The 12,694-nt window shown below is 75.2% G+C and carries 9 protein-coding genes and 1 pseudogene; 5 read left to right on the forward strand and 5 right to left on the reverse strand.

The window, feature by feature from the left end; all coding sequences use genetic code 11:
• Nucleotides 1-134 precede the first annotated feature (134 nt).
• A complete protein-coding gene (locus tag RM844_RS28290) occupies nt 135-614 on the forward strand; it encodes a hypothetical protein (RefSeq protein ID WP_311670258.1) in 480 nt (159 codons plus the stop codon).
• Nucleotides 615-624: 10 nt separating this feature from the next.
• Entirely contained in the window at nt 625-1,461 is an 837-nt protein-coding gene (locus tag RM844_RS28295; protein WP_311670259.1) for a dioxygenase family protein, read from the forward strand.
• Between the two features lie 88 nt (nt 1,462-1,549).
• Here RM844_RS28295 and RM844_RS28300 read toward each other — a convergent pair.
• From RM844_RS28300 to exaC, 5 genes and pseudogenes are all read right to left on the reverse strand, one after another.
• Nucleotides 1,550-2,707, reverse strand: a pseudogene (locus RM844_RS28300) (MATE family efflux transporter); the annotation flags it as partial.
• Nucleotides 2,708-2,826: 119 nt separating this feature from the next.
• Entirely contained in the window at nt 2,827-3,828 is a 1,002-nt protein-coding gene (locus RM844_RS28305; RefSeq protein WP_311670260.1) for a phosphotransferase family protein, read from the reverse strand.
• A 140-nt stretch (nt 3,829-3,968) separates the two neighbouring features.
• The gene (locus tag RM844_RS28310; protein WP_311670261.1) at nt 3,969-5,078 is read right to left on the reverse strand and encodes a LacI family DNA-binding transcriptional regulator; all 1,110 of its coding nucleotides are present in this window, start codon (nt 5,076-5,078) and stop codon (nt 3,969-3,971) included.
• A 54-nt stretch (nt 5,079-5,132) separates the two neighbouring features.
• A complete protein-coding gene (locus tag RM844_RS28315) occupies nt 5,133-5,546 on the reverse strand; it encodes a DUF779 domain-containing protein (protein WP_311670262.1) in 414 nt (137 codons plus the stop codon).
• A 68-nt stretch (nt 5,547-5,614) separates the two neighbouring features.
• On the reverse strand, nt 5,615-7,138 hold the full coding sequence (gene exaC / locus RM844_RS28320) for an acetaldehyde dehydrogenase ExaC (protein ID WP_311670263.1): 1,524 nt from the start codon (nt 7,136-7,138) through the stop codon (nt 5,615-5,617).
• A gap of 256 nt (nt 7,139-7,394) precedes the next feature.
• Between exaC and RM844_RS28325 the strand changes: the two genes are divergently transcribed.
• The 3 genes from RM844_RS28325 (at nt 7,395) to RM844_RS28335 (ending at nt 12,518) form a co-directional block, all read left to right on the forward strand.
• A complete protein-coding gene (locus RM844_RS28325; RefSeq protein WP_311670264.1) occupies nt 7,395-8,597 on the forward strand; it encodes a GAF domain-containing protein in 1,203 nt (400 codons plus the stop codon).
• Nucleotides 8,598-9,246: 649 nt separating this feature from the next.
• The gene (locus tag RM844_RS28330; protein ID WP_311670265.1) at nt 9,247-10,689 is read left to right on the forward strand and encodes a glucose-6-phosphate dehydrogenase; all 1,443 of its coding nucleotides are present in this window, start codon (nt 9,247-9,249) and stop codon (nt 10,687-10,689) included.
• On the forward strand, nt 10,686-12,518 hold the full coding sequence (locus RM844_RS28335; RefSeq protein ID WP_311670266.1) for a glycoside hydrolase family 15 protein: 1,833 nt from the start codon (nt 10,686-10,688) through the stop codon (nt 12,516-12,518). Before RM844_RS28330 ends, RM844_RS28335 begins: the two co-directional genes overlap by 4 nt.
• Nucleotides 12,519-12,694: the final 176 nt, after the last annotated feature.

The following is a 12,694-nucleotide window of genomic DNA, read 5'->3' on the forward strand; positions in this document are numbered from 1 at the left end:
GTCGTCAGCCTGCCATGCGGTTTCGTCCCGCTTGGTCCGGCATGTCGGACGCCCGCGCGCCGGGTGCCCGGCCGCCGTCCGGCTCGGCAGGCACGGCGACGGTAAGGAGCACACGCGATGGGCGAGGTGGACGGATGACGGAGGCCCCGGGCGAGATTCCCGAGCGGGAGCAGCCGGAGCAGCCGAAGCGGTTGGACACTCCCACTCCCGCCGCCTACCCCTATCCGGGAGCGCCGGCCGGCCAGGCCGTCGCGGCGCCGCTCCCGGTCGCCGACGACGAGGAGGCCGAGGAGGAGCTGCTGATGCCCGGCAGCGCGGCCGCCTGGGGCGAGTCGGCCGCCGCGCCGCCGCCCCCGCCAGCGCAGCCGGCTCCCCGGCCCCGGCAGCACGTCCGGCCGGTGCCGGGGCCCGGTCTCAACCCGACCGAGCCCGAGTACCTCGACGTCCCCGTGACCCAGGCCGGCCAGCCCACCCCGCCCGGCGGCACGCCGGCCGCCGGGCCGGCGGCGGCCGATCCCGGTCAGCCGGTGGTGGCCGCCGGGCCGGCGACGCCTCCCCCTCTCTCGCCCCCCTTGTCGCCACACCGCGCGCCGACCCGGCGCGCCCCCGTGTGAGGAGACCTCCGTGACAGCACCCGAGCACCCCACCTCACCCGACAGCGCGGGAACCGGCGGCGGCATCAGCCGCAAGCACCTGCTGCGCGCCGCCATGGCCAGCGTGCCGGCCGCCGCACTGCTGGGCGCCGCCGGCCAATCGCCGGCGCTGGCCCGCGAACAGGCCGCCGCCGACCGCCCGTTGACGCCGACGCCGTACTGCGACGACGGCGACGATCCGACCCCGCCGCAGATGGAGGGCCCGTACTTCAAGCCCAACTCGCCACCGCGCACCAGCCTGTTGGAGCCGGGGGACGGCCCGCTCCTCACCGTCACCGGCCACGTCTTCGGCGTGGACTGCGCCCCGCTGCCCGGGGTGCTGCTCGACTTCTGGCAGGCGGACGTCAACGGCGGTTACGACCTGGCCGGTTACCGCTACCGGGGGCACCAGTTCACCGACGCGGCGGGCACGTTCACCCTGGCGACCGTCCTCCCCGGCCTGTACCCGGGCCGCACCCGGCACCTGCACGTCAAGGCGCAGGCGCCGGGGCAGCCGATCCTCACCACCCAGCTGTACTTCCCCGGGGAGCCGCGCAACGCGACCGACGCGCTCTTCGACCCGGCACTGTTGATGACGGTGCGTCAGGCGGGGACGACCCGTGAGGCGTCGTTCGACTTCGTCCTCGACACCCCAGGCGGCGGACCGGGCCCGGGGCCCGGCCCGGACGACACCTGGCGGGTCGGCGTCAGCTACCGGGTGGGCGACCCGGCCAGGTACGGCGGACTCGACTACCGGTGCCGCGTCGCCCACCAGGCAGGCGTCGGCTGGGAACCACCGCGGACCCCGGCGCTGTGGCAGCGGGTGTGACCTCGGCCAGCCGGTCCGCCCGGAGGATGAGCAGCGCGCCCACCGCGGCGAGCAGGGCGGCGGCGGGGAAGGCGGCCCAGAGCCAGGTCGTGCCGAACCGGCCCAGGACGAGCAGCAGCGGCAGTTGGACGGCGAGGACCGCGCCGACCGAGATCAGGTAGGAGGGGCGGGCCCGGCCCCGGGCCTGGAAGTAGGTGGACACCAGCAGCGGAACGCCGGCCAGCGGGTAGCTGAGCGCCATGATCCGCAGCGCGTGGGCGGTCGCCGCGCGGTCGGCCGGGTCGTCGGCGAAGGCGCCGGCGATTGGGTCGGCGGTGGCGAGCAGCAGCAGGCCGACCGCCGTCCCGTACAGGACGGTGGCGCGCAGCGCGAGGACCCGGACGCGCTCGGCCCGCTCCAGCAGGCCGCGGCCCCGGTTGTAGCCGACCAGCGGCTGCATGCCCTGGGCGATGCCGGTCTGCGGCATCAGGGCGAAGGTGGTGACGCGCACGCTGGTGGCGTAGGCGGCGAGCGCGGCCGGCTCGCCGAGCGCCGCCAGCCGGCTGTTGACCAGGAACATCACCAGCGTGTTGCCGAACCCGCCGAGGAAGGAGGGGGCGCCCACGGAAACCAGTTCGCGCAGCGTCGGGCCGTGCGGGCGCAGGTCGGCGAGGGTGACGCGGTAGGGGCGGTCGCGTTGGACGAAGAAGAACCACAGGCTCATCAGCAGCGAGACGGCCTGGCCGCCGATGGTGCCGGCGGCGGCGCCCCGCACGCCCCAGCCGAGGCCGAAGATCAGCAGCGGGTCGAGCACCATCTGGGTGAGCACCGGAACGATCCACAGCAGGGTGGAGAAGCGCAGCCGCCCCTCGGCCCGCACCAGGCTGGAGAAGCCGGTTCCGGTGACCGTGCCGGCCAACATGATCAGGGCGTAGTCCCGGGCGTGGGCACGGACTTCGCCCTCGGCGCCGAGCAGGGTCAGCAGCGGGTCGAGCAGCACCAGGCCAAGCAGGGTGATCAGGCCGGCCGCCGCCCAGAAGACGAGGAAGGTGTTGCCGGCCGCCCGGGCGGCCCGCCGTGGGTCGCCGGCGCCGAGGCGCCGGGAGACCAGGGACGCGCCGCCCACCCCGACCGTGGTCGCGACCGCCCCGATGATCAGCAGCAGCGGCGCCACCAGGTTCACCGCGACCAGCGCCTCGGTCCCGACGCCCCGGGCGACGAACCAGGCGTTGGTGAGGGCGTAGACGCCATAGGTGGCGACCGACATGGTGGTGTGGGCGCTGGCGCTGGCCAGCAGCCGGCCGACCGGGCGGGTGCCGAGCGCCGCCGCCGCGTCGCCGCGCCCGGCCGGGGCGCCCGCCGGGGGCGGCGGGCCGCTCGGCGCCGTCACCGCCGGGCGTCGAAGGAGGCGACGGCCTCGGCCAGCCCGGCGCGCGCCCAGTGGTACTGGGCGGGGTCGGTGTGGCCGCGGTAGACGGTCTCGACGACCATGACGAGCATCAGGTACAGGTTGTACAGCCGGCGGCGGCGCCACTCGTCCCGGGTGCTCGGCCCCCAGCCGTAGCCGCGGACGAAGCCCTCCGCCGCGCCGAACCTGGGCAGCTCGATGGCGACGAAGCCGGCCTCCATCAACGGGTCGGCGTAGAGGGCCCGTTCGTGGTCGATGACGCTCACCACGGCGCCGTCGGCGACCATCACGTTGGCCGGCCACAGGTCCCACTCGACGAAGACCGGTTCGGTGACCTGGTCCAGCGTCTCGGCGTGCGCGGCGAGCAGTTCACGGATCAGGGGGTAGGGCTGGCCCAGGTCGACCGACCGTCGTTCGCCGTCCCGCAGGATGTCCTCGACCAGGCCGGTGAACACCGCGCGCCAGCCGGTGCGGCCGGGTATCGGGCCGGCCAGCGGGCCGAAGTGCGTGCCGCGGACGCGGTGCAGGGCGCGGTTGGCGGCGCCGACCGCCTCGTCGTAGGCGGCGGTCTCCTCGGCGGTCAGGCGGTCCTGGACGGCGCCGAGGTTGTCGGCGTCGACGTACTCCATGAAGAAGTACTCGGCGTCGCACAGTTGGCGGCTGGCGTCGTGGCAGTACACCGCGGGGACGGGCACCTCGCTCCGCTCGCCGACCACCGCCATGGCGGTCAACTCGTTGCGCATCATGTCGCGTTCGTAGGTGAGGACCTCGACGTGGGCGGGTGGGGCGATCTTCAGGACCACCCGCCGGCCGTCGCGGAGCCGGATCAGGTAGACGACGTTGAACCAGCCCTGGCCCAGCTCGGTCGCCCAACCGGTGCCGGTCGGCACCTGGTCGGCGCCGAAAGCGCGCTCGACCATGGCGGCCAGCACCTCGGCCGGTTGGCGGTTCTTGGTGATGCTCTCGGTCACGGCGTGCACGGGGCCCTCCTCGGTGGCGCGACGGTGCCGGGGGCGGTCGCGGGCCGGCCGCGGCGCCGCTCGGTCGGAGCACACCGTAGGCAGGGCGTGGGGCCCGGCGGTAAGGAAGCGTTTCCACATCCGCGGTGGCGTCGTGCGGCTCAGTGCCGGCCGCAGCTGTCCCGAAGCAGCACCCGGACCGGCACCACCCGGTTCTGCCGGGGCAGCCGTGGGTCGTCCAGGCAGGCGTCGAGCAGTTCGACGGCGAGCCGGCCCAGGTCGGTCATCGGCTGTTCGACGGTGGTCAGCCGGGGGGTGGCGTGCCGGCCCTCGTGGATGCCGTCGAAGCCGGTGAGGGCCACCTCGTCCGGCACCGTCACCCCCTCGGCGGTGAACACGTCCAGGAAGCCGAGGGCGGTCTCGTCGTTGGCGCAGACCAGCGCGCCGGGCAGCGGGGTGCCGTGCCGGCGGCGCTCGGCCAGCAGGGCGCGCGCCAGCCGGCGGCCGGTGGCCCGGGAGAAGTCGCCGCGCGGCCCGGGCCGGCCGGGGGCCGGCAGGCCCAGGGCGCGCAGCGCGGCGTGGAAGCCGCGGGCGCGGTCGATCTCGTCGGGCGCGTCGGCCCGGCCGCCGACGTAGACCAGGTCCCGGATGCCGTGGTCGGTCGCCAGGTGCTCGACCAGGGCGCGGACGCCCCGCGCGTTGCCGACCCCGACGTGGTCGAAGCCGCCGGCCGGGCGGGGCCCGGCGACCAGCACGACCGGCACCCGGTGGGCGACGTGCTCCAGCAGGTCGTCGGGGAGCGTGCCGGCGACCACCACCAGGCCGTCGACCAGGCCGGCCAACTCCCGCACCCGCGCCTCGACCTCGGGTGGCCGGGCGACCACCAGGGTGAGCGTGTAGCCGGCCTGCCAGGCCGCGTACTCGGCGCCCCTGACCACCTCGCCGAAGTAGCGGCTGCCCCAGGAGAGCACGCCGGGCTCCGCCTCGTCGGTGACCACCTCCACCGCCCCGCGCGCGCCGTGCCGGGCGGGCGCGGCGAGGTCGGCCACCGGCCCCACGTCGGGCAGGCACAGCCCGAGCAGCCCGGTCCGGCTGGCCACCAGGCCGCGGGCGGACGCCGAGGGCACATAGCCGAGTTGCGCGATGGCCGCCTCGACCAGGCGGCGGGTGTCGGCCCGTACGTAGCCGGTGCCGTTGAGCACCCGTGACACGGTCGTCACCGACACCCCCGCGCGGCCGGCGACGTCCCGCATGGTCGCGATCCTCACCATCCGGGCATTCTCCCAGGTGGCGCGGGCGCGTGGGGGGCCGCGCCCGCGCCGGTCTCAGTCCCGGGCGCCGGGCGGGTCGAGCGCCCGCAGCTCCGCCGGGTCGAGCAGCCGGGAGCGGATCAGGAACCGCACCCCCTCCGGCGCCTCCAGGGAGAACCCGGCGCCGCGGCCCGGCACCACGTCCACCGTGAGGTGGGTGTGCCGCCAGCGCTCGAACTGGCTGGCCGACATCCAGAACTCCACCGGCCGGCGCACGCCCGGCACGTCGAGCGTGCCGAGCAGCACGTCGGCCGCGCCGGTCCGGAACTCGCCGGCCGGGAAGCACATCGGCGAGCTGCCGTCGCAGCAGCCGCCGGACTGGTGGAACATCAACGCGCCGTGTTCCCGGTCGAGTTGACGCAACAGTTCGGCGGCGGCCGGGGTGACCGCCACCCGCGTGGCGGGCGGTGGAGCGTCCGGCGAGGTCATCTTCGGTGCTCCTTCCTTCCGTGGCTTCGCGACGACGGCCGGGCCCGGCCGTGCCGGGGCGGCCCGGCTCAGAACAGGCCCAGCGCCTTCGGGGAGTAGCTGACCAGCAGGTTCTTCGTCTGCTGGTAGTGGTCGAGCATCATCTTGTGGTTCTCCCGGCCAATGCCCGACTGCTTGTAACCGCCGAAGGCGGCGTGCGCCGGGTAGGTGTGGTAGCAGTTGGTCCACACCCGGCCGGCCTGGATCGCCCGGCCGGCCCGGTAGGCGGTCGCGCCGTCCCTGGTCCAGACACCGGCGCCCAGCCCGTAGAGAGTGTCGTTGGCGATCCGCATCCCGTCGTCGAAGCCGGCGAACGAGGTGACGGCGACCACCGGCCCGAAGATCTCCTCCTGGAAGACCCGCATCCCGTTCTCACCCTCCAGGATCGTCGGCCGCACGTAGTAGCCGTCCGCCAACTCGCCGTCCAGCCGGACGCGTTCCCCACCGATGAGGACCTTGGCGCCCTCCTCCCGGCCGATCTCCAGATAGGAGAGGATCTTCTCCAGCTGGTCGTTGGACGCCTGCGCGCCGATCATGGTGTCGGTGTCCAGCGGGTGCCCGTGCGTGATGCGCCCGGTGCGCTCCACGGCCGCCGCCAGGAACTCCCGGTAGTGGCCCGCCTCGATCAGCGCCCGGGACGGACAGGTGCACACCTCGCCCTGGTTGAGCGCGAAGAGGGTGAACCCCTCCAGGGCCTTGTCGAAGAAGTCGTCCCGGGCCGCCGACACGTCGGCGAAGAACAGGTTGGGGCTCTTGCCGCCCAACTCCAGCGTCACCGGCTTCAGATGGTCGCTGGCGTACTGCATGATCAGCCGGCCGGTGGTGGTCTCCCCGGTGAACGCCACCTTCGCCACCCGGGGGCTGCTCGCCAGCGGCTTACCGGCCTCCACCCCGAACCCGTTGACCACGTTCAGCACCCCGGGCGGCAGCAGGTCGGCGACCAGGCTCAGCCAGTAGTGGATCGAGGCCGGTGTCTGCTCGGCGGGCTTGAGCACCACCGCGTTGCCGGCGGCCAGCGCCGGCGCCAGCTTCCAGGCGGCCATCAGGATCGGGAAGTTCCACGGGATGATCTGCGCGACCACCCCCAACGGCTCGTGGAAGTGGTAGGCGACGGTGTCCTCGTCCAGCTCGGCCAGGCTGCCCTCCTGGGCGCGGACGGCGCCGGCGAAGTACCTGAAGTGGTCGATGGCCAGCGGGATGTCGGCCGCCAGCGTCTCGCGCACCGGCTTGCCGTTGTCCCAACTCTCCGCCACGGCCAGCTCGGTGAGGTTGCGCTCCATCCGGTCGGCGATCCGGTTCAGCACCAGCGCGCGCTCGGCCGGCGGGGTGCGGCCCCAGGCCGGCGCCGCCGCGTGCGCGGCATCCAGCGCGGCCTCCACGTCCGCCGCCGTCCCCCGGGCCACCTCGGTGAACGGCCGACCGGTCACCGGGCTCGGGTTCTCGAAGTACCGGCCGCCGGCCGGCGGGACGTAGGCGCCGCCGATCCAGTGGTCGTAGCGCGCCTCGTACCGCATCAACGCGCCTTCACTGCCCGGGCTGGCAAAGCGGGTCATGGCCAACTCCCCTTCGTGCGTGCCTCGTTCCCCGCTCGCCGTGGAACGGGGTGGTGCGCACGGTAGGGGGCGGCACGTTGCGGCGACGTTGCGAACCGGGCCCGCCGGCCGTCTCGCGCCGCCCGCCCCGGCCGCCTACATTGGGCGGGGGCGACGCGGCCCGCGCCGCCCGCCAGCCTGGACGCGGGGGTCAGCGATGACTGCCGGCTTCACAGCCCTGCCACCGGGGGCGGACCCGGCGTGGGTTCGGCGCGCGGTGGCGCACGCGCACGAGGAGTTCCTGGCCACCGGCTGGCTCGCCGGGCCGCTGCGCGGCGTGGTGCGCGAGTCCTGGCGACGCTCGGCCCGGCAGGGCGTCGACCCCGACCGCCCCGGGCCCCGACCCGGCCTCACCGACGACGAGTTGCGCGACCACCGCCGGGACCACCCGCTGGCCGCCGTGCTGCCGGTGATCCGCCGCCTGCTGGTGGCGACCGCCAGGGAGGACGCGCAGGTGGCGGCGGTCGGCGACGCCGCCGGCCGGCTGCTGTGGGTGGAGGGCGCCCCCGCGCTGGTCGCCCGCGCCGAGCGGATCGGCTTCCGGGCCGGCGCAGACTGGGCCGAGGACGCGGCCGGCACCAACGCGCCGGGCACCGCGCTGGCCCTCGGCCAGCCGGTGCAGATCTACGCCAGCGAGCACTTCAGCCGGCCGGTGCAGGGCTGGAGCTGCGCGGCGGCGCCGGTCCGCGACCCGGGCACCGGCACGGTGCTGGGCGTGCTCGACCTGACCGGCGGCGACCACATCGGCGCGCCACACGCGCTGTCCCTGGTGCGGGCGGCCGTCGCCGCGGTGGAGGCGGAGCTGCGGCTGCTGCGGCTCGACGGCGGGCCGCCGGCACCCGCCGCCGGGCCGGCCCGCCTTGCGGTGCTGGGCCGGGACCGGGCGGCGCTGAGCACGCCGGCCGGGCGGCTCGAACTGAGCCCCCGGCACTCGGAGATCGTCTACCTGCTGGCCCGCCACCCCGGCGGCCTGACGGCCGAGGCGCTGGACGCCCGGCTCCGCGCCGACCCGGCGGCCGCCGTCACGGTGCGCGCCGAACTGGCCCGGCTGCGCCGGCTGTTGGGCCCCACGTTGGTGGCCTCCCGGCCCTACCGGCTGACCGTCCCGGTCACCGTGGACGCCGACGAGGTGACCGGACTGGTCGCGGCCGGCGCGCCGCGTCGGGCACTGGCCAGCTACCCGGGCCCACTGCTGCCGCGCTCCGAGGCGCCCGCGGTGGTGGCGGCGCGCACCGAGCTGGAGTGCGCGCTGCGCGCGGCGCTGCGCCGGGCGGGCGACGCCGAGCTACTGCTGGCCTGGACGAACCGCCCGGAGTACGCCGAGGACGCGGAGATCCTCCAGGCCGCCCACGACGCGCTCCCCGCGCACGCCCCCCACACGGCCCTCCTCGCGGCCCGCCTCCACCGCGCCCTCCACTGAGCCGCCCGCGGCGCCGACGCCGGGCGCCGAGACTGAGCACCGGCGCCGGGCAGGCGCGCACGCGGGCCGCGCCGGGGCCACCGTCCTGGGCGACGGCGGTGCTGACGGGTGGCCGGAGCGGCTGGCTGGCGGCGTCCGGACCGGCCCTGACCGCATCGCGTCGGCCACCGGCACCGGCAAGCCCGGGCGAACGGCCATGACGAAGGTGGCCGCCCGGGCCCGTGGGGCGGCGCACCCGACGACCGCCGGTCGGGGCGTATCCAGTACCGCGACCGGCCAGGGCCCGGGGCCGGTAGGGACCTCGTCTCCGGTGTCGACCACCGCCCCCGGCCGGCCGGCGCCCCTGCCGAGGGGGCGGAACGGCGAGCCAGCGGCGCCCGAGAAGCGCCCCCCAGCCCGCCCGGCCCCCGCCGGCCCCTCGGCCGGGGGCATCGGCCGCAGCCGCCGCCGTGGCCGGCCGCGCCGGCCCCGCCGCCGCTCGGCGCCCCCGGGCGCCGGCGGCCGGCGCCCCCGGGCGCCCTGGCGCGGCGCCGAGCGACCACGCGGGTGGCGCCGGCCGGCAGCGGCCGGGATGTCGGCGGGTTTCGTTGGCCGGGGGCGGCCGGCCACGCAGAGTGTGGGGCAGCATCCGGCTCAGCAGAGGAGACCCGTGACCGCCGCCTCATCCGCCCCGCTCGACCCGCAGGTCCTGGTGGTTCTCGGGGCCACCGGGGACCTCGCCCGGCGGGAGATCTTCCCCGGCCTGTTCCGGCTGTTCCGGGACGGGCTGCTGCCGGAGGACTTCCGCGTCGTCGGCTCCGGCCGGCACTCGCCCGGCGACGACGCCGCCTTCCGCGACCAACTGGCCGATGCCGTGGGCCGGTTCACCGAGGGGACGGTGGAGCCCGCCGCCTGGCAGGCGTTCGCCCGGCGGATCGGCTTCGCGGTGTCCAGCGCCGAGGACGGCACCGAGCTGGCGGCCGCCGTCCGGCGGGCCAGGGCGGAGCTGGGCGAGCGGGCCGGCGTGCTGGTGCACCTGTCGGTGCCGCCGGCGGTCGCCGAGGACATGGTGCGGATGCTGGGCGCGACCGGCATCGCCGACGACGCCCGGCTGGTGCTGGAGAAGCCGTTCGGCACGAACCTGGCCAGCGCCCGTTCGCTGGACGCGACACTCGCCGAACTCGCCCCGGAGGAGCGGGTGTTCCGCATCGACCACTTCCTCGCCGAGGAGGCGGTGCGGAACCTGCTGGCGCTGCGGTTCGCGGGCGGCCCACTGACCTCGGCCTGGCACCGCGACCAGGTGGCGTATGTGCGGATCGACGTGCCGGAGGAGCTGGGCCTTGAGGGCCGGGCCGGTTTCCTGGAGTCCACCGGCACCTTCCGGGACATGGTCGTCACCCATCTGTGCCAGGTGCTGGGGCTGGTGGCGATGGCGCCGCCGGCCCGGCTGTCGGCGGCCGAGCTGCGGGCCGAGAAGCTGCGGGTGTTCCGGGCGCTGCGCCCGCTGGACCCGGCCGAGACGGTCTTCGGCCAGTTCGACGGCTACCGGGACGAGGACGGGGTGGCGGCCGACTCGACGGTGGAGACCTTCGTCGCGGTGCGCGCCTGGGTGGACGACTGGCGCTGGCGGGGTGTGCCGTTCCTGCTCCGCACCGGGAAGGCGATGCGGGCCTCCCGGCGGGTGATCTCGCTCGGCTTCCGGGAGCCGCCGGTGGCGCTCTTCGACGACCCGACGGGGGCGGCGGCACCGGCCGGTCGGGGGCCGATGGAGCTGTCGCTTGAGCTGAGCGCCCGGCCCGAGGTGTCGCTGCGGCTGCCGGTCAAGCGGCCGGGCTTCGGCTTCGAGCTGGCGCCGGCGCGGCTCGCGCTGCGCACCGCTGACCTGTTCGGCGACGGGGAGCCGCTGCCGGCCTACGCCAAGCTGCTGGCGGACGCGATGCGCGGCGACCAGACGCTGTTCACGGGGGCGGCCGAGGTGGAGCGGCTGTGGGAGGTGTGCGATCCGGTGCTGCGGAACCCGCCGGCGCCGTCGGGCTATCCGCGGGGCTCCTGGGGGCCGGCGGCGGCCGACCGGCTGGCCGGGGCGATCGGTTGGGCGGTGCCGGAGCGGTGAGCGCGTTGGACCCGCCGTACCTGCCGATCGCCGAGCACGGGTTGATCGGCGACCTGCGGACGGCCGCGCTGGTCGGCACGGACGCCCGGATCGACTGGTTCTGCGCGCCGCGCTTCGACTCGCCCAGTGTCTTCGGCGCGCTGCTCGACCCGGAGCGGGGCGGGCACTGGACGGTCGAGCCGCGCTGCGAGGTGGCGCAGCGGCAGCAGTTCTACTTCCCCGACACCAACATCCTGATCACCCGGATGCTGACCGAGGACGGCATGGTCGAGGTGCACGACTTCATGCCGGTACTCAAGGAGCGGGACACGGACCACCGGCAACGGCTGGTGCGGCGGGTGGTGAACGTCCGGGGCCGGGTGCGGATGACGACGACGGTCGCGCCGCGGCTGGACTACGGGCGGGGCACCCACCGGGTCGAACGGCGGCCGGCTGGCGTCCGGTTCGTCGGGGACGCGTTGACGCTCAGTCTGTTCAGCGACCGCGAGCTGGAGTCGGTGGGGCGGGACGCCCGGTGCGACTTCGACCTGGTGGCGGGCGAGTCGGCGCTGTTCGTGCTGGACACGGCCGGTGGCGACGCGCCGGCCGAGCTGGGGGCGGCGGAGGCCGAGGGACTGTTCCGGGACACCGTCGCGTTCTGGCGCCGATGGCTCAACCAGTCCTCTTACACCGGCCGTTGGCGCGAGACGGTGCACCGTTCGGCGCTCACCCTCAAGCTGCTCACCCACGAGCCGAGCGGCGCGCTGGTGGCCGCGCCGACGCTGGGCCTGCCCGAACTGCTGGGCGGGGAGCGGAACTGGGACTACCGCCACGTCTGGATCAGGGACGCCGCGTTCTCCCTGTACGCGCTGCTGCGGCTGGGGTTCACCAACGAGGCGGACGCGTTCATCGGCTGGCTGACCCGGGCGCTGCGGCACCGGGGGGACGAGCGGCACGGGCCGCTGCGGGTGATGTACACCATCGACGGCGACCCGTGCCTGCCGGAGGAGGAGTTGACCCATCTCGCGGGGTACCGCGGCTCGCGGCCGGTACGCACCGGGAACCGCGCCGCCGAGCAGTTCCAGTTGGACATCTACGGTGAACTGGTCGACTCCATTTACCTGTTCAACAAGTACGGGGCGGGAATCTCGCACGACAGCTGGCAGAACCTGAGCGACACCCTGGAGTGGCTGCTGGAGCACTGGGACCAGCCGGACGAGGGGATCTGGGAGACCCGGGCCGGCCGGCAGGAGCACACCTACTCGCGGCTGATGTGCTGGGTCGCCGTCGAGCGGATGGTGCGGATGGCCCGCCAGCGGGGGCTGCCCGGCGACCTGTCCCGGTGGATGGCGGTGCGGGATCAGATCTACGGCCAGATCATGGCGCGCGGCTGGCACCCGGAGGCCGGCTCGTTCGTCCAGCGGCTGCTGGTGGAGGGCGAGCCGGCCGGGCGGCCGCTGTTGGACGCCTCGCTGCTGCTGATGCCGATGGTGAAGCTGCTCTCGCCGACCGACCCGCGGTTCCGGTCCACGCTGGCGGCGATCGGCGAGCACCTGGTGGCGGACAGCCTGGTCTTCCGGTACGACCCGGAGGCATCGCCGGACGGGCTCGGCGGCTCGGAGGGCACCTTCTCGCTGTGCTCCTTCTGGTGGGTGGAGGCGCTGACCAGGACGGGGGAGGTGGAGCAGGCGCGGCTGGCGTTGGAGAAGATGTTCACCTACGCCAACCACGTGGGGCAGTACGCGGAGCAGATCAGTCTGACCGGCGAGCATCTGGGGAACTTCCCGCAGGCGTTCACCCATCTCGCGCTGATCAGCGCGGCCACCAACCTGGACCGCGCGATGGGCTGAGCCTGGCCGGAAGGATCGCTCCTGCGAACCGCCGGCGCCGGGGCGGATCGCCGAGGCGCCGGGTGACCAGATGCGACCGAGTCCTGACAGACCGTCAACTAGTCGGCTTTTCCGTTCCGTTCGGAAATAATGCGGTGGCGGGCCACAGCGGTTAAGCTCGCCAGCCAGAGGAACCA

The sequence above is a fragment of the Streptomyces chisholmiae genome, from assembly GCF_031845445.1.
Classification (GTDB): domain Bacteria; phylum Actinomycetota; class Actinomycetes; order Streptomycetales; family Streptomycetaceae; genus Streptomyces; species Streptomyces chisholmiae.

Coding starts and splice junctions, on each gene's coding strand:
- exaC (WP_311670263.1), bottom strand. CDS start 7,138: ATGACCCGCTTTGCCAGCCCGGGCAGTGAAGGCGCGTTGATGCGGTAC.
- RM844_RS28315 (WP_311670262.1), bottom strand. CDS start 5,546: ATGACCTCGCCGGACGCTCCACCGCCCGCCACGCGGGTGGCGGTCACC.
- RM844_RS28290 (WP_311670258.1), top strand. CDS start 135: ATGACGGAGGCCCCGGGCGAGATTCCCGAGCGGGAGCAGCCGGAGCAG.
- RM844_RS28310 (WP_311670261.1), bottom strand. CDS start 5,078: ATGGTGAGGATCGCGACCATGCGGGACGTCGCCGGCCGCGCGGGGGTG.